The organism is Aquimarina sp. AU58, from assembly GCF_900312745.1.
GTDB classification, from domain to species: domain Bacteria; phylum Bacteroidota; class Bacteroidia; order Flavobacteriales; family Flavobacteriaceae; genus Aquimarina; species Aquimarina spinulae.
The window spans coordinates 251516-270055 of the sequence record NZ_OMPD01000006.1; the positions used below are offsets into that span (position 1 = coordinate 251516).

At 34.5% G+C, this 18540-nt stretch carries 10 protein-coding genes; 3 read left to right on the forward strand and 7 right to left on the reverse strand.

Annotated features, from left to right (window positions below; translation table 11 throughout):
* Positions 1-108: 108 nt before the first annotated feature.
* Positions 109-5850 carry a choice-of-anchor L domain-containing protein gene (locus DK441_RS02570; protein ID WP_109097337.1) on the forward strand — a complete coding sequence of 1914 codons (5742 nt, stop codon included), beginning with the start codon at positions 109-111 and terminating at the stop codon, positions 5848-5850.
* A 13-nt stretch (positions 5851-5863) separates the two neighbouring features.
* On the opposite strand, the gene DK441_RS02575 is transcribed toward DK441_RS02570, so the two are convergent.
* From DK441_RS02575 to DK441_RS02585, 3 genes are read right to left on the reverse strand one after another with little or no spacing between them, the layout of a single operon-like run.
* Positions 5864-8422, reverse strand: a complete 2559-nt coding sequence (locus DK441_RS02575) for a carboxypeptidase-like regulatory domain-containing protein (protein ID WP_109097338.1) — start codon at positions 8420-8422, stop codon at positions 5864-5866.
* The gene (locus tag DK441_RS02580) at positions 8423-9331 is read right to left on the reverse strand and encodes a FecR family protein (protein ID WP_109097339.1); all 909 of its coding nucleotides are present in this window, start codon (positions 9329-9331) and stop codon (positions 8423-8425) included.
* Between the two features lie 15 nt (positions 9332-9346).
* Positions 9347-9865: an RNA polymerase sigma factor gene (locus tag DK441_RS02585; protein ID WP_109097340.1), complete on the reverse strand. Its 519-nt coding sequence runs from the start codon at positions 9863-9865 to the stop codon at positions 9347-9349.
* A gap of 268 nt (positions 9866-10133) precedes the next feature.
* Between DK441_RS02585 and DK441_RS02590 the strand changes: the two genes are divergently transcribed.
* Together DK441_RS02590 and DK441_RS02595 are read left to right on the forward strand one after the other, a co-directional pair.
* On the forward strand, positions 10134-11126 hold the full coding sequence (locus tag DK441_RS02590) for a hypothetical protein (protein ID WP_109097341.1): 993 nt from the start codon (positions 10134-10136) through the stop codon (positions 11124-11126).
* A 63-nt stretch (positions 11127-11189) separates the two neighbouring features.
* The gene (locus tag DK441_RS02595) at positions 11190-11645 is read left to right on the forward strand and encodes a DUF6438 domain-containing protein (protein WP_160111923.1); all 456 of its coding nucleotides are present in this window, start codon (positions 11190-11192) and stop codon (positions 11643-11645) included.
* A 181-nt stretch (positions 11646-11826) separates the two neighbouring features.
* On the opposite strand, the gene DK441_RS02600 is transcribed toward DK441_RS02595, so the two are convergent.
* From DK441_RS02600 to DK441_RS02615, 4 genes are read right to left on the reverse strand one after another with little or no spacing between them, the layout of a single operon-like run.
* Positions 11827-14028 (reverse strand): PepSY domain-containing protein, encoded by a 2202-nt coding sequence (locus DK441_RS02600; RefSeq protein WP_109097343.1) that lies wholly within the window; start codon positions 14026-14028, stop codon positions 11827-11829.
* Between the two features lie 12 nt (positions 14029-14040).
* Positions 14041-14535: a DUF2271 domain-containing protein gene (locus DK441_RS02605; protein WP_200822825.1), complete on the reverse strand. Its 495-nt coding sequence runs from the start codon at positions 14533-14535 to the stop codon at positions 14041-14043.
* A 1-nt stretch (position 14536) separates the two neighbouring features.
* Positions 14537-16030 carry an ankyrin repeat domain-containing protein gene (locus DK441_RS02610; RefSeq protein ID WP_109097360.1) on the reverse strand — a complete coding sequence of 498 codons (1494 nt, stop codon included), beginning with the start codon at positions 16028-16030 and terminating at the stop codon, positions 14537-14539.
* A gap of 10 nt (positions 16031-16040) precedes the next feature.
* The gene (locus DK441_RS02615) at positions 16041-18494 is read right to left on the reverse strand and encodes a TonB-dependent receptor (protein ID WP_109097344.1); all 2454 of its coding nucleotides are present in this window, start codon (positions 18492-18494) and stop codon (positions 16041-16043) included.
* Positions 18495-18540: the final 46 nt, after the last annotated feature.

Consider the following 18540-nt stretch of genomic DNA (forward strand, 5'->3'; position numbering starts at 1 on the left):
GTTTGCGTTCACAAAATTATCTACATACTCTAACCTTAATTCTAACCTACAAGTTTATTACTCTTCGAAACCTACCTATATAATTTGATATAAATTTTTACAGTAATTATGATGATAAGGAACACCCTATTTCCAATATTAGTCTTTGCTTTTTCTGTATCTGCTTTTTCACAATCCAAGTATTGGGATACTGTACTATTTCCTCAATCGAGAGGTATTGTAAAAACAAGTGACTCTTCTGATCCTGATCATTATACTATACTTAGTTTGGATCTAACTGCATTTGCTATTCACCTGCAACAAGCTCCTAACAGAAACACAGTTCCTAGAGAAGCAGGATTGATTGTAGAATTTCCTGATCAGAATGGCCGACTTTCTAGATATAAAGTACAAGAAGCCTCTATACTACACTCTGATCTGGCAGCAAAATACCCTGACATAAAATCCTATGCTGGAGTCTCACTCGAGAATACTTCTGTTACGATACGGTTTAGTGTAACCCCATCTGGGTTTCATGGGATGATTCTGGGTATGCCACAAGGCACCATATATATTGATCCTTATAGCAAAGACAAACAGTATTATATGGCCTTTGCCAAAAAAGACCTTCAGGCAGATCTATCACAGTTTCGTTGCCAGGTACAAGAAACCGTGCAACCCAGAACGGCTACAAAGGGGGATACTTATAGACAAAGAAATGCCAATGATGGAATCCTTAGAAAATATCGTCTGGCATTGGCATGTACTGGTGAATACGCTCAATTTCATTCTAATGCAGGGGATACCGATGCTGATAAAAAAACAGACATTCTTATTGCAATGAACACTACCATGACTCGAGTAAATGGTATTTATGAAAAGGAACTCTCGATCACTATGGAAATAGTTGTTGGTAATGATGCTCTTATTTTTTTAGACCCGGCTACCGATGGATTAAGTAATAATAATGCATTGGCTTTAATAAACGAAAGTCAAGCTATATGTGATAATACAATAGGAAGTGCGAATTATGATATAGGACATACTTTTAGTACAGGTGCTGGTGGATTAGCAGGATTGGGTGTTGTATGTAGAAATGGAAGGAAAGCAAGTGGAGTAACCGGAAGAGCAGCACCAGTAGGTGATCCTTATGATGTAGATTATGTAGCTCATGAGTTTGGTCACCAATTCGGAGCTCCTCATACGTTTAATAGTACTACTGCAGGGGGGTGTACTACAGGAACTGTTAGCCCTTCTACCGCTTTTGAGCCAGGAAGTGGGAGCACTATTATGGCCTATGCAGGGATTTGTGCACCTCAAAATGTACAAAATAATAGTGATGATTACTTTCATGCGATTAGTCTTCATAATATATATGATTATATTTCTTCTACTAGCTGCGGAACATTAACTAATATCAGTAATACAGCACCAACTGCCAATGCGGGTAGTGATCATACGATACCTTATGGGACCGCTTTTATCCTCGAAGGAGAGAGTACTGATCCCGATGGGGATGCCCTTACGTATGCCTGGGAGCAGATGGATAATGAGCAGGGGGCTGTACCGATAGTCTCTACTGCCACCCAGGGACCTATGTTTAGGTCAATACCACCGAGTACAGCCCCTGATCGGTATATGCCTAGTCTACCGGCAGTGATTGCTGGGAACCTGGCACCCACATGGGGAGTAATCCCCACAGTTGCCCGAACCATGAATTTTAGGCTTACAGTAAGGGACAATAATGCTGCAGGTGGTCAGAACAATAGTGATGACATGGTGGTCACAGTAGCTAATACAGGGCCTTTTCTGGTAACGGCTCCTAATACTGCCGTAACCTGGGCTGCAAATAGTACACAAACAGTAACCTGGGATGTTGCAGGTACTACAGCTAATGGGATCAATGCAACCGATGTAATTATCCTATTGTCTACCGATGGAGGGTATACTTATACCAATACCATTGCTACAGTACCCAATACAGGAACAGCAAATATCACTGTGCCGAACCTTCCCGGAACAACTAACAGGATTATGATTCGCGGATCAGGTAATATTTTTTATGATATATCTAATACTGATTTTACGATTATAGGACAAAATAATTGTATGGCAATTGTTCCCACAGGATTAACAGTATCTACAATTACCGATACTACGGCAGAGATATCATGGAATCTGGTTACCGATGCAACTTATGATTTACGGTATCGAAAAACAGGAGATACCAACTGGACAGAAGTATCAGTGACATCTCCCACATATCAACTTACAGGATTAGACCCGGCAACAGAATACGAAGTACAGATACAAAGCAAATGCCCTGATAATAGTACTTCGGGATATACCTCTTCTGAAACGTTTATTACTCTAGCCCCAGTATGTAATGCAACCGTCCCTACAGAAGTATCAGTTCCCTTGGCAAATGTTACTACGACTACTGCACTGGTGTCCTGGACTACAGTACCCAATGCGACTTATATGGTACAGTATAAAGAACAAAATGCTACCAATTGGATTGATCTACCAACCACTACAACACCGGTTACACTAACCGGACTAACATTAGGTACCACCTATCTTGTAAGAATAAGTAGTGTTTGCGGAGGAAATCAGTCTGCTTATAGTATTTCGGTTGTTTTTACAACATTAACTACTAATCCGGTTTTTGTACCTATTGATGTACATCCTATAGGAGATCCAAATTCGAATCTGCCATTAGAAGAACTGGCAAAGGATATATTAATAGGAGGTTGTGCAGGAGGGGTAACAGATATAAAAGCAATATCTGGATCAACACCCAATTATGGAAACAGTTATGGGTACTTTACATATGGAGGAACAACCGATGAAAATATAGAACACTCTTTTCCTTTAAAAAAAGGAATTTTACTCACTTCAGGATCTGCATCAGAAGCAGAAGGGCCCAATGAAAGAGGCAATTTTTCATTTGGAGATGCAAGCTGGACTGGAGATTCAGATTTGAAAGAGATTTTAGATGATAGATTAGAGAATTCTTTTGCAACCTTTAATGCGACCAGTATTACATTTACATTTGTTCCGGTGGTAGATGAAATATCTTTTGATTATGTATTTGCATCAGATGAATATGAAGACAACTCGTGTTTTGAAAATTCAGGTAACCTAGATTATCAGGATGGTTTTGCATTTATTATTAAAGGCCCTGGGATTACTCCCGACAGGAAAAAGGATAATACTCTTTTTGCACATGGAGGCAAAAATATAGCATTAATTCCAGGCACAAATCTACCGGTAAGTGCCAAAACTATTTATGATAACCCTAGTTCAAATTGTATTGATCCTAATTCTTTTCCAGAATTATATGTAAGCCATTGGAGCTCTATAGAAAAACAAAATAAATCTCCTATAGAATTTGACGGTCGCACAACATTATTAACCGCTTCAGCAAAAGTAATTCCAGGAGAAAAGTATACTTTAAAATTAGTAATAGCAGATCGAGGAGATCATCAATTTGATGGAGGAGTATTTATACAAAATAGTATTTTTGGAGATTTTGATGTTGATCTTGGACCAGATATCAATACATGCGCACAACAAACAACGCTTACTGCTCAGGGAGTTTTTGATTCTTCAATACAATTTGAATGGCAATTAGATGGAATACCCATTCCTAACGAAAATACAAAAACACTTACGACAACCCAATCAGGTACTTATACCGTTATTGTTACCGGAGGAGAATGCCCGGGAGAAGATGAGATCAAAGTGAATTTAAGCGGGGGACTACAGGTAGGTCCTGTAAAAGATCTGGAAGCTTGCGCAGATCAAAATGGTCAAGCAGTATTTGATCTTACAGTTAATGATGCTCTGGCGACTAATGGCCAAACGGGACTTACTGTTACTTATTATACTACAGAAACAAATGCTGATAATGGAGTAAACCCTATAGCAAATCCTACCTCTTATACAGTAACCAGTGATGATACAATTTATGTGCGTATTGATGATGGTAATGGTTGTTCTGGTGCAGATGGGAGTAATTTTACAGTAACGATTACCGCCTTAGATGTAGATATGTCAATAACTCAACAAGCCTGTTCTGGAGAAGCTATATTAACCGCTACAGGAACATTTAGTACTACAGCTACTTATGTCTGGGAGTTGGATGGTAATCCATTGACTGAAACTTCAAATACGCTTACAGCTACTGCATCAGGAGACTATACTCTTACAGTTACCGATGGTTGTGCTGGCAGTGTTACCAAAACGGTTACGATTACCAATGCCTTAGTAGTAGATATGACAGTAACTCAACAGTCCTGTTCAGGTGAAGCTACGCTTACGGCAGTAGGAACATTTAGTACTGGTGCTACTTATGCCTGGGAGTTAGATGGTAATGTTATTCCCAACGAAACCTCAGATACGCTTTTGGCTATTGCATCAGGTGATTATACCCTCACAGTTACCGATGGTTGTACCGGTAGTGTTACCAAAACAGTTACGATTACCAGTGCCTTAGTAGTTCAAATAGATGAAGATCAAACCGCCTGTTCAGGTGAAGCTACGCTTACGGCAGTAGGAACATTTAGTACTGGTGCTACTTATGCCTGGGAGTTAGATGATAATGTTATTCCCAACGAAACCTCAGATACGCTTTTGGCTACTGCATCAGGTGATTATACGCTCACGGTTACTGACGGTTGTTCCGGCAGTGTTACCAAAACAGTTACGGTTACCAATGCCTTAGTAGTAGATATGACAGTAACTCAGCAATCTTGTTCTGGTGAAGCTACACTTGCTGCTGTAGGAACATTTAGTACTGGTGCTACTTATGCCTGGCAGTTGGATGGTAATCCATTGACTGAAACTTCAAATACGCTTACAGCTAATGCATCAGGAGACTATACTCTTACAGTTACCGATGGTTGTGCTGGCAGTGTTACCAAAACAGTTACAATTACCAATGCCTTAGTAGTTCAAATAGATGAAGATCAAACCGCCTGTTCAGGTGAAGCTACGCTTACGGCAGTAGGAACATTTAATACTGGTGCTACTTATGCCTGGGAGTTAGATGGTAATCCATTGCCCGAAACCTCAAATACGCTTTTGGCTATTGCATCAGGTGATTATACGCTCACGGTTACTGATGGGTGTACTGGCAGAGCATCACAAAATGTTAGGATAACTAGCCAGCCAGAAGTAACCATTTTAGACGATATTGAAATCTGTAGAGCATATGAATTACCAGTCATTCTCAATGGAACGTATTATACCGGAAGTAACGCAACAGGTACACAATTAGATGCCGGTACCGAGATTTACAATTCACAAACAGTTTATATCTATGCTGGTACACCAGAGTGTAATAATGAATCTAGTTTTGTGATTACGATCCTGGAGGAAACACCTTTAGTTATTAGTGCACAAAGTGTGCAGGCATTTTCAGAAAATAATAGAGTAGTAATAGAAGTAGAACAAACAGGTACATATGAGTACAGTTTAGATAATGGTTTTTTTCAGGATAATAATATTTTTGAAGATCTATCTCCGGGAACTCATAGAATAACGGTATGTGATACTGCTGGCTGTGGTTGTGATACAATAGAAATTTGTATTATGGGATATCCTAAATATTTCACACCTAATGGAGATGGGATTCATGATACCTGGAGTCTTAATACCAGTGGTTGCGGGACCATAGAAATTGAAAATCTATATATTTTTAACCGATTCGGAAAATTAATAAAGGTATTGCAACCTGGTGGTGCAGGATGGGATGGTACCTATAATGGGAAGCGGTTATTTTCAGCAGATTATTGGTTCAAAGTAGTGTATAAAGAAAACGGTGTGTTAAAAGAGTTTACGTCTAATTTCTCATTGATGCGATAGTAAACCATTTCATTTAAAAACTTAGTCTAAATGTAACATTAGGAGTAATATTAAGAGAAGATTTATTGACTTCTCTTAATTCATAAGAAATATTATTTTCACTATCTGTTAATTGATAGAGAGGATAGCTTCGATCTAAAATATTTTTCCTTCCATATAAATTTAATAAAGAGAAGCCCAGGCGGCTTTTAATTCTATCGTTTTTTGACGACCAGTTAAAGTCATATACTACAGAAAAATCTAGTCTGTGATAATCGGGTAGCGACTTAGAGTTTATAGCACCGTATTGAACAATAGGTTGATCATCTATTAGTGTAAAATCTAATGCAGGAGTATATGGGGTACCGGTACGGTATTTCCACCCCAACGAAAACTGAAATTTCTTCCACTGGTAAGCATGAGACCACGAAACAGAATGCGTGATATTATTATTTCCTTTAAACGCTTTACCCTGATTAAGGGTATTAAATATGAACTCGGTATCAGAAAAAGAATACCCAAGCCAGGTAGAGTACTTACCCGCTTTCTTTTTAATTAATAGATCTATTCCCGTAGAGATACTTTCTCCTTCAGACAGGTCACCCGAAGTAGACTCAAACCCTCTGGTTAGCGAAGTAAGTCCTTTTATCTTTTTGTAATAGGTGTCTATCTCAATGTTCCAGTTTTTTTTATGAAAAAGAGTGCCCAGCGTGTATTGCTGACTTCTCAACAATGGGATATCATCTTCTTGCGCTGCGACCCATAACTGATTTTCGAGACCAAAATTAAAAGTAGCAAACTCAATTACCTGGCTAATAGATTGATTTTTGACTTCTGCAGATCCTTTAACCCTAAAATGCTTTCCTATTTTTCGTTCTACATAGAATCTGGGTTCGATAAAAGTAGATTGTAATGCTGTGTAATAATTTCCTCTTACCCCAAGACTAATCAGCCACGTTTTGGGAGAACTATATTGTAATTGAGAATAAAAACTATGAGTAGGATTCTCTTGATAATTTCCCACTTCAGCATCATTTTCTTTTAGATAAAATGCTACCTGATTATAGTAGAATTGATATCCATTAGAAAAAGTGAAATGAGGATTAATAGTCCAGTCAGAATGAAATAATAGTCCATATTCTTCGATGGCATTTTCTTTTTCTATAGTTAGATCTTGATTAATAAAGAGATTTCTTCCCTGGTATTCGAGTAGATATTCAGAATATGAAAATTGTGTTTTTGTAGAGAATCGCGAACCCCACTTGCTATCCCAGGAAATATTTGTTCCAAAATTTTTAATAGCCAGCTTATCCTGTGACATATCTGCAAATTGAGAATCCTTAAAAGAATAATCAAGTTTGTTTTGAGTAAACAAATTAGAAATAGAGATATCGTGTTTTTTAGAAAGATTGGCAATTAATTTTAGGGTTACATCGGTAAAATAAAATAGCTCTTTATTTTCTGAAGATTCGGGATCAAAAATAGACCTGTTATCAGTAATACTTGTATTCTGAAAAGCCCGGTTAGAGTAAGTGTTAATTGTTGGAGTATCAATAACATCGGTAATAGATCTTCTGGCCGATAGTAAAACAGCAGTTTTTTTAGAAATAGGAAGTTTTAAATACCCATCGGCATGAGTCATATTAATTCCTATACCTCCTTGTGTTGTACCGGGTACAGTTTGATCTGTTTTGATGTCAATAACTCCCGAGACCCGATCTCCATAAATAGGTTGGGTTCCACTTTTGTATATGGTAATATCTTTGGTGATGTATGGATTGAAAGCAGAAATAAGTCCAAAAAAGTGATCAGAATTATACATTTTAATACCGTCCCATAGAATTAGGTTTTGATCGGGAGTACCACCTCTTATATAAATTCCTGAAGCAGTTTCTAGCGGACTTTCTATCCCAGGCAACAGTTGAATATTTTGCAGAATATCGGGCTCAGATAATCCCGAAATTATATTTAAATTATTAGGTTGAATTTTAACCGAGCCATCTCTGGTTTTTACTATTCCAGAGGTTAGATATTCCTTTATTATAACTTCGTTTAACACAAAATCTTCGGGAGATAGAATGTAGGTGTCACATTTTTTGTTGATTACTTTTTTAAGAGGGATAGCAATGGTTTTATATCCAAGATATGAAATAGTTAGAGTATCTGATATGCTATTATCTTTTAAAGAAAAAAAACCTTTATCATCAGATGAGGTCCCTGTTTTTTTTACTTCGTTAAGTATAGTTGCTCCCTCAATAGGAATGTGGGTTTCATCGGTTAGATATCCACAAAAAGAAGTTGTTTTATTAAGTTTAACAACGTAGTACCGTTCATCAACTTGCGTAAAATGTATGGGGAATCGACTAGATATTATTGCTATAATTTCGTCTAAAGATATAGCATCTTGATCTATGGTGATTGTTATGTCTGCGAATGACGAGGTGTTATAAGAAAATTTTACATCAAAAAGCCCTTCCATTTCGGTTAGAAAACCGTCTAATGAGAGGTCAATATAATGTATGTCTTTCTTTTTTTCTTGAGCATTTGCAGTTAGAAAAAAAAGAAAAATAAGCAATAAAAAGTGGTATTTCATTTATTCTTTAGACAATTCTACAGTATTCTTGTCTATAAAAATAAACTTAATATCCATTGCATCAAAAATAGTATGCAAAGCATTTTGCAAATTATCATGAGCAAACCCGCCACTGTATCGCTGATCGATACCAATGCGCTCACTTTTAATAGTAATTTTATATTGTTTTTCGAGAGCAGATATCACCTGTTGTAATGGGGTGTTGACAAAGCTACTTTCTCCTGCAGTCCACGAAGGAACGGTGTCATTTAATTCCCATTCTTCGAATGATGAATCAATACTTCTTACTGCTTGTCCTTTGGTAATAATTTTCGAAGAAATTCCATTTTCTACTTTTACTTTACCTTCATAACAGATTACCTCAAAAAATTTAGAAGAAGCGTTAACGTTAAATTGCGTGCCTAATACTGAAACAGAATTATGATCAGATTTTACAGTAAATGTATTTCCTTTTTTCACTTTAAAAAAGGCTTCTCCATCTAAAAATACGATTCGTTCGGTATTTTCCCAGCTTCCTTTTTTATAGTATAATTTTGACTTGGCATTCAAAATTGCTTCAGAACCATCAGGAAGTGTTACTGCTAGTCGTTCTCCAAATCCAGATTGGTGTGTAACGTTTTGATTAAAAAATAAAGTGTAGCCCAGAATAAGTGCAATACTTGCAGCGATTGCATAGGCCCATTTAGGAATCAAAGAGATTACTTTTTTCTCTTTAGAGACATCTTCTTGAATACGATCAAAAAGTTTTTCTCTATCTACCGTGGGGACTTCAAGTAACTTTGTTCCTTCCAGAATAGTTTCGTATAAAGTATATTCCTTAGATTTTTTGAAATCATTGATTTCTTCTTCGGATAATTCACCGCTGGCCCATTTGGCTAAAAAAACATCTATGTTATCTGACTTTTCCATTTTTTTGTTCTCTTGTTAAACCGCGCGCCCTAATTTTTCTCTTAATTCTAATAATGCCAAGTGCATTCTTCGCTCTACTGCTTTTTGGGTTAATCCAATAATCTCTGCAATTTCTTTATAGGTTTTCTTGTCTTTTCTGCTTAATAGAAAGACTTCTCTTTGCTTTGGCGGGAGTTCAGAAATACTACGTTGTAATTTTACCATGAACTCTTTTTCCTCCATTAAAAACTCTGGACTATAATCATATTGAATAGAAGAGAAGCTTTGCTGATTGTATTTTAGGATTACTTTTTCATGATTCAGCTCATTAAAAAAAGCGTTTTGAGCTACTTTCATTAAAAATGATTTTGCCTTACCAAAAAGTACTTTCTTGCAATTTTTCCAAAGTTTTACAAAAGCATCCTGCGTTATGTCTTCTGCCTGTTTCATATCTCCACACTTATAATAAATGAAATTCAGGATCACTTCAGAATGATTATCAAAAATCATCCTAAAGTTTTTTTCATCACAAACAGACTTTTGTTTTTCTGGCATCTTAGAAATACTTAGCTTTTTTTCAAAACTACGGTATTTAAAGAAAAAGTATAGAAAGATGTTGTTTTTTCTTTCTACTAATGCCTTCTACTTAAGCTTTTATTGTAATGATATCTCCATATACTATAACAACAGTATATTTTGCTTTTACCCTATTTCTAAAAAATAATATAGACGATTTAAAAAAAAGTAGATAAAAAAATAGGGTGTTTTAAAAGTTCACTGTTGTGTAAGAAAGGACGTTTAATTTTTAACCCAAAATAAAACTATGAAGAACGTAAAAAAATGGAATTATATACTGATCATTTTTCTGAGTATAGCGACAATTTCTATTCAATCCTGTAGTAAAGATGATGATGCAGCCGGTCCACAACCGAATCCGAATACAGATACCCCGGGTACTACCGGTGGTGATACAGGAACTGATAGTGGGACTAATGGTGATGGTGGAAGTATAACTCTTTATAAAATTGATGGCGATAAAATCATAAAAGAAAAGGATTATAAAGTAACCGGGAAATTATTAGAGTTTCAAAAGGATACTAAAAAGCATGAGGAAATATGGGACTTAGTAAAAAAAATTGTTCCGCCCGATTATAGATCAAGAATGAGTGAGTTTGTAATTTTTGCTGGCGAAAATGATGGAACCGCTGGATATGTAGTAGAAAGAACACAAGACCTCTCGAAGTGGCAGATGGGTATTGCGATAGATTTTGCATATCAAGGAGGATTTAATGCAGGAGGAGAACTGGCATATACTATAGTGCACGAATTTGGACATATCATCACTTTGGATAAAGTGCAGGTTGATTCTTCTGTATCTCAAGGCGATTGCAAAAATTTCTTTACAGGAGAAGGGTGCTCCAGAGATAATTCTAATATCAATAAACTATATCAAAACCATTGGGCCGATATCTGGGAAGAATTTCGAAAGGTGAATAATGAAAGTGATGCACAAAAATTTTATGATAAATATAAAGAACGTTATATAACGCAATATGCTTCTACCAATCCCGGAGAAGATATCGCAGAGATCTTTGCTACGTTTGTGACCAGAGCAGGAGGAGTAAACGGAAACAGTAGAGCAGAAAAAAAGATACAAATGATGTATGATAATGCAGAGATGATAAAGCTTAGAAATTATATAAGAGGCAATATCTCAAAAAGTAGCAGAAGTTTCCTACCTCTTCCCGGATCATGGAAAAATGCAAATACTTTTGGTAATAAAAATAAAACACACTGTGGTATTCACAAGCATTAAAATGATAAAAACTGTAGTAGTGATTTAATCATTCAAACCACTACTACTTAAAAAAGATAGCGCATGAAATATGTAATGATAATATTAATAATGGTAAGTTTTTCTTGTCAATCCACCAAAAATACTACTGCCAATACTTCAGAAGATGAAGCACTAGTATATTATTCAAAAGGATCTTGTATGGGAAAATGCCCGGTGTATGATGTATGGATATATGAAGATGGCTCGGTTTCTTACTCGGGAATACATCACGTTTCTGTAAAAGGAAATATAAAAGCTAAGCTAGAAGAACAGGAATTTAGAGCGTTAAAAACAATGCTGAATAAAGACTCATACGAAGGTTTGGCTTTTAAAAAAGTGAGAGATAAGCCAATTACTACATTACGTTTTAATGGTAAAGAATATAAATATTATTCTTCTAGAATTGATGGTGCCCTAAAAGAAATTGATACTACATTAAAAAATGCAATAGATAACATCACAATGGGTTACGAAAGTGGTGGAAATAAAGAAGGATAGTTTTTTGGGTAGGCCTTGAACTAGATATCTTTAAAAATAGAGGAAATTAAGGGGTTAATAATAAGTAGTAATGATTTGATTTGTAAAGGTTGCCCTTAATTTAGTGTCTATTTATAAACCTGATGAGTTTAACTTGTCAGGTTTTTTTTGTTTGATTAAAATATGATAAGAGCTTTAAAAATTAGTAACAATCCATTTTAAGTTGCCCTTTATTCTGATAATAACTTATTGGTTTATTATTAACTTCTTTACATATTTTGTCTAAGAGATTAATAACCTCTTTTTGCATGGTGACAGACCCACAAATTAGGATAACTCCGTTTTTATCTAATGTTTTTGTAATTAGATTACCATTTCTTTTTAGTATATGTTGTACATATATTTTTTCGGGTTGAGTTCTTGAATAAGCAGGGTGAAAAGTAGTTAAATTATTGTTTTTTAGATTGTCCTGAATTATTTCGTTATACAATTCATTAGATTGTTTATTTCTTCCTCCCCAAAATAGATGTGTTTTTATTTTCTTGTTGTTTTTGCTAATCATTCCTAAAAAAGGAGCTATTCCTGTTCCGTTTGCAATCATAATCACCTCTTTTGCATAGGTTGGGAAATTAAAATCGGGATTTCGCTTTATTGATGCCGTAATGCTATCGTTTTTGCTAAGCTCACTAAAATAAGTCGAACATATACCAAATTCATGCTTTTTAATACTCAAAAGAATATCGTCATCAATTTTACCAATAGAGTACAGGCGTTCGACAGCATTACCTTCTGGATAAAAAGCTAGTAAATCTCCTGATGTAAACCGTATTTTCTCTTCTGAACGTAAACGAAGTATAAATGTATTGTCAATATTTAGTGGGGACCTGTGAACAACAGAGAACCGTTTATTATTTTTAGATTTTGTGGCCTTTTGTAACTGTTTTACCTGTATTGGTAAATCAATCTTTTCTCCCCATTTTAAAGACCAATCTTTAAAAGATTCATAAGATTGATTGTTTATAGGGTATGGTTCTGTAATCGATTTAAATTTTGAATGAGATTGTAACATCTTGTCAATGTCTATCGCATATTTACAAAAATCTGGATATGCTAATGAACCAAAACCAACAACCGAAAATTTCATTTCTTTTTTGGGTTCGATTTTTTTAAAAGATTGCTCAAAGCTTTTTGCATTTGTAGGAGGTTCTCCCTTACCATAAGTTGCGGTAAATACGACTAAATGCTCTGCTTTTTTATAGGAGGAATACTTGTTTAATTCTGAAATAAAGACCGTTTTTCCCAAATTAATCAAAGCATCATAGAAGAGTCTTGCATAATTAAATGTATTTCCGGTTTCTGAACCAACCAAAATGATGTATTCTGATTTGTCTTTATGATACACATTTTTTAGTACCAGACTTCTCTTTCTTCGTTTTAGAGTCATTAAAAAACCTGAATACATAAAGAACAAAATAGAACAGCTGGAAATAAGTAGTATGACAGACCATAATATGCTCCCTTGACCTGTATGCAACACCAAGCTCCAATGTGATAGTAATGTATTAAAAGGATATGCTACTTCGCTTAATACATCGCCTGTAACTTGATTAATATTCAATTCTCTATCAGATAGTTTTATATGAAAATAATCCTCGGGATCATCAGAAAAAGGGAATTCTACTTTTCTAACATGTTTTAACCGTATTTGATTAAAAACTTCAAAATCTTTGATTTGCAGTTTGGGGGTTTCTTTTATATTCTCAAAATCTATTTGATGTTTAACGATATTGGATGGTAGCAGTGAAAATTTTTCTAGTGACAAGTATACACCAGTTAGGGCTATTATAATGATAGGAATTAATGTTAATCTACCTATTTGTATGTGGTAATATTGTTCAAAATTCTCTTTTATAACTTTAGAAAAAAAACGACGTATACCTTGTTGTCTTTTAATAATTAAAAGAACTCCGGTTGTTGCAATTAAAAATAATATAAAAGAAACTAGTCCCACAAAAAAACGACCAGTACTTTTTAGAAATAAAGAACGATGTAGATTGGTCGCAAACTTAAAGACAGGATCTTTTTCGATAATATCACCTACCTTTTTACCAGTTAAAGGATCGACATAAAAAGTTTTGTTTTTTCCTTCTTTGGTAATTACCGAGGCTGATACAAAATCATTATTATCGATTTCAATTTCAATTATTTCATCATAATGTTTTTGCAATACTGTTATGGTTTGTGCAAGAGTGAGGTTTTTTGTGTTGTTTGCAGCATAAGGCTCTAGCTGATTCGATATAGGTTCGAATGCTAAAATAATCCCTGTTAAAGAGGCTATAAGTATAAAAGCAAATGAAGATATAGCCAAAGCAAGGTGGCTATATCTCCAAATTGAAATCGTCATTTAATCGTATTGTTATTGTGGCATCATACGAATATATCGTATAAATCCTTTTCCTTCAACTTTACTTTTTACAGTTTCAGATGTTAACTCAAACTCTACATCATCCTTATAATACTCTTGATCTTCTACAGCGGTTTCAAAGCGTATTTTATAGCCAGAGTCTATCTTATCGTTTTCAATTTCAATAATATTGATAGATCGTCCACCGCCACTTACAGTTGCTCCTGTGATCGCATCAATGTCTTGACGTTTTTTTCCATAGAATTTCCACCAATCTGTAATATCATGATACCATTCTTCATCATCACCTTGTACAAATAGTGTTTTTTCGTAGTTTCCATTCGGATCTAATAAAGAAATAACGATATATGCACCTTCTCCCGTATAATTTGTCATTTGTATCATGCATTTATAAGTATTACTATCTGTAGTACTTTTAAACCCAAATACTGTAAAAATGGCAAATGCTATTATCGGAAACAGTTTAAATGTTACTATTTTTTTCATTTTATTTTAAAAAATTTAAATCTACGTTGTTTCCCTTTAATACTTCATTTTCACTTGCCAAATCAAATACAGATTCTTCAAAATCAGTTTTAATGGTCTTATCGGCTCCAATAGATAATAAATATGTTAAGATTTTATTATTCTTAGCACTCATTGCGGCTTTATGTAAGACTGTAATTCCTTCTTTATTCTTAGCATTGATATCGATATTATAATCAGGAATCATTTTTAATAACTCCAGATCATTTTTCTCTATGGCTAAATGATATAATGTATTTCCATTTTTTTGAGGCTTGGCAATATCAAACCCTTTTTTAGTCAAAGTTTCTATTTTCTTTTTGAATTGATCTACCTTGTTTGGGTTATACGATTTTAGGGTGTAGTATCCTAGATCATTCCCTTTAGAATCGATTACATTTATATCGGCTTTTTGATTAATTAAAAAATCAACCACATCTATTGTATTACTTTTTATGGCATTGGTTAATGCAGAATGCCCTTCTTTATTAGTGATATTTATATCATTTGTGCTTTTTGCAAATAATTTTATAACCTCTAATGTATTGCTATGAGATGCATTTAACAAAGGAGTATTGCCTTTATCATCCTTTTGATTACTATTTACCCCTTTATTTAAAAAATAATTTAGGACTTCGAAATCTTTATTTCTATACGCTAGATTGTGTAGAGGAGTTACTCCATTTTTGTTTGTAATATTGGGTTCAATACCTAAGTTTTCTAAGTATTGAAAGAATGCCAAAGAATTATACCCTCTTCTGGTACCTCTACTGGCAAAAATCATAGCGTTGTCACCTTTGTCATTAAGCTCTTTATAAGAAACACCTTTTTTGATTAATTGGTCTAGCATTTCTATATTCCCATTACGTGCAGTGTAATTAAAAACTCCATTTCCATCATCATCTTTGTCATGAATGTCTAAACCTTTTGAAGTAAAATAATCAATAAGAGTAAAATCTTTTAGGGAAGGAGTTACTAACAATAAAGCGTTTGCTCCATGCTCATCTTTGTCGGTTTGTACATCAATCCCGTTTTTAATGCACAAATCATAAATTTCTGTATTTGTTTGGCCCGCTGCTGCTGCAAAAGTCAATACCGAAAAGTAATGAGAATCTTTTAAATCCATCCTTGCTTTTTGAGCTATAAGATATTTCATTAATTCTACATTATTTTTATATGCTGCCCAAAATACATAGGTTCTTTTATCATGGGTTAACTTATTAACATCATTCCCTTTTTTAGAAAGTAAATGTTTTATTATTGCATTATCTGCGTTTTCTAAAATAGCATATACTACAGCATCAAATCCATTTTTGTTTAATACTGTTGCACTATTACCTTCTGTAATTTTCTGGTCTATAACTTCTATTGAAGGATTAGTTTTCCAGAATTCTCTTTCTAAAAAAACATTTTTTGTCTGAGCTTGTATAACATTAACAAACAAAAGAAATGCGGCTACTAATTTTATAGTATTCATTTTTTTAAATTTAAAATTTATATCGTAATACCGTCCCAAAACTAGCAGGTTGAATCCTGTTAAGATATACAGTACGATACGCATTATATCCAATTTCATTAAAAACATTATTTCCGAAAACATCTAAACTTAATTTACTATTAAATTTATACGATGCTTGTACATTTACCGTAGTATATGCTTTTAAGTCAAATGGCCTAACACCAGGAACGACTCCGGTATGTGTGTAATTTCTAGACCATACATTATGTGGGCGTTCTCCTAGATAGTAAGCTCCAGCACCTAAAGACAGACCTTTTACATATTTTTGGAAGTTATAACGTACCCAAAAATTTGCTGTATGTCTAGGTGTATTTATAGGACTAGAATTAAAATAATATGATACATGATTTTTATATTTGGCATCTAAGTAAGAATAACCCCCTATTATTTCTAAATTGGGCAATACTCTACCTATTAATTCTATTTCAACACCACTTCTGGTATCTTCTCCTCCTTGTAAATAATATCCTAAGAAATTACCTGCCGGGTCAATTGCTTGCAAGTTTAAATTTTTACTGTAGGTCGAAAAATAAGTTACGTTAAAACGTAAAGCTTTGTCTAACCATACCGATTTAATACCTGTTTCAAATTGATCCCAACGTTCTGTGCCTAACTCTTTGCCATTAATATCCCGGTAAAAAGAAGTCATAGGATTAGAGCTACTGGCATAGGAACCAAAAATAATAATATTTTCTGTAGGTTTGATATTTAATCCTACTAAAGGATTAAAGGCATCATCTCGTTTTGCTCCAGTCAAACTTCTTCCTATAAAATTACCTTTAGTTCTTTCTAATGAGGTGTATCGCAATCCTAAAAAGAGATCTACCCATTTGGTAACAGAAATTTTATCCTGGACAGTAAATCCATATGACTTTGTTTTAGATCCTGTAGCTCTTGCAGGGTTTGGTGTTACCGTAACCCCATTAGGTAAAATATTATTGATAGGTTGAGTGACATCGATGATATCTATATACGTAGGAGGATCATTATCGGGATCACTATCATTATCAGGATAGTTAGCCGTATAAGCCGTATTGTCAAAAGTAGTATTTCTATAATCTATTCCTGCCTGAAATGTATGTGTTAAAAAACCTGTTTTAATGTCTTTACCAACCAAATCTATTTGTAAAACACTATTTTTATCACTTCTTCCCTGAGCATAATACTCTCGATATCTCTGTGTGTTAGGTAGCTCTGGTAATCCAGATCTTCCGCCTCCCTGAAAAGCATAAGAAGTCTCTGCATATGTTTCTAAATCAGAAGCAAAATATCCAGCTTTTATGCTTAGGTCATCATTTATTTCTCGCTCAAAACGTACTGCATAAGTGGTGTTTACAGAATTATTTCTATCTGATTCGAAACCTAAAAATTTATCATTTGGTAATTTTAAAATGTTATTTGTTGCATAATCTCCTAAATTAATAGTTCCTTGATCCGGAGTTCTACTATCATCCATATAATCCATTTCGAGAACGATAGAAGTTTTTTCATCGGGTTTCCATGCTAGGGAAGGGTTTATATAAAAACGCTCCGAATTCACTTTTACTCTATAACTATCTGCTCTATCATATGAACCTGCTACTCTAAAAGCAATGGTTTCTTTTTTGTCTAAAGGACCATAAAAATCAAATGTGGGGCGTACTTTGCCGAAACTGCCAAGTCTTAAACTTACTTCACCTCCGCTATAAAACTTAGGAGTTTTGGTTACAACATTTATGACTCCTCCTACAGAACCCAAATCACCTCCTAAACCTTGACTAATTGCAGAAATCCCTTTTAATACCTGAATATTATCAACACCTGCCATATCGGTAATAACACCAACTCCTCTGAAATCTGAATTGATTCTAACTCCATTTTTTAATAAAGGAATACCTCTATATCCTCTTAAAGACATACTTTCTCTTATATTTCCGTATGTGGCAAATGTATACACACCAGCAACATTTTTGGTAACCTCGCTTATGGTTAATGCATTTTGCTGATCAATAAGTTTATGCGACAGTACAGAAATACTTTGTAACTGCTCATTGGGCTGTAAAGGTAGCCTGGTGAGTGTTTCTAATTTTTCTGCTCTTTTATTTCTAGAGCCAAAAAGTTCAACCTCTTCTAACTGAGTATCATTTTGCAATACAAAAATAAGACTCGATATATCTCCTGATATAGCTGTCTTTTGACTAAGTTCGGTATATCCAACAGCACTGGCTACTATCTCATGAGTGGCAAAAGGAACATTGGTAATCGTAAAAGTCCCATCTTCTTGTGCTTGTGCACCTAGGCTAGATCCTTTAATAAAAACATTTGCATAAGGAATCGCTTCATTAGATTCACTTTTTACAACACCTTGTATAGTGGCTTGACCATACATTAAATTTAAACTACATAGAAGTAGCAATAGGGGTAATTTTTTAATGACTGACATGATTATATTATATATTTATTGTGGTTGTGGTTGCGGTCATGATTAT

What these genes read in the sequence shown, in the direction of transcription:
- DK441_RS02570 (WP_109097337.1), top strand. Translation starts at nt 109, where the DNA reads ATGATGATAAGGAACACCCTATTTCCAATATTAGTCTTTGCTTTTTCT.
- DK441_RS02615 (WP_109097344.1), bottom strand. Translation starts at nt 18,494, where the DNA reads ATGTCAGTCATTAAAAAATTACCCCTATTGCTACTTCTATGTAGTTTA.
- DK441_RS02600 (WP_109097343.1), bottom strand. Translation starts at nt 14,028, where the DNA reads ATGACGATTTCAATTTGGAGATATAGCCACCTTGCTTTGGCTATATCT.
- DK441_RS02580 (WP_109097339.1), bottom strand. Translation starts at nt 9,331, where the DNA reads ATGGAAAAGTCAGATAACATAGATGTTTTTTTAGCCAAATGGGCCAGC.
- DK441_RS02595 (WP_160111923.1), top strand. Translation starts at nt 11,190, where the DNA reads ATGAAATATGTAATGATAATATTAATAATGGTAAGTTTTTCTTGTCAA.
- DK441_RS02605 (WP_200822825.1), bottom strand. Translation starts at nt 14,535, where the DNA reads ATGAAAAAAATAGTAACATTTAAACTGTTTCCGATAATAGCATTTGCC.
- DK441_RS02610 (WP_109097360.1), bottom strand. Translation starts at nt 16,030, where the DNA reads ATGAATACTATAAAATTAGTAGCCGCATTTCTTTTGTTTGTTAATGTT.
- DK441_RS02585 (WP_109097340.1), bottom strand. Translation starts at nt 9,865, where the DNA reads ATGCCAGAAAAACAAAAGTCTGTTTGTGATGAAAAAAACTTTAGGATG.
- DK441_RS02590 (WP_109097341.1), top strand. Translation starts at nt 10,134, where the DNA reads ATGAAGAACGTAAAAAAATGGAATTATATACTGATCATTTTTCTGAGT.
- DK441_RS02575 (WP_109097338.1), bottom strand. Translation starts at nt 8,422, where the DNA reads ATGAAATACCACTTTTTATTGCTTATTTTTCTTTTTTTTCTAACTGCA.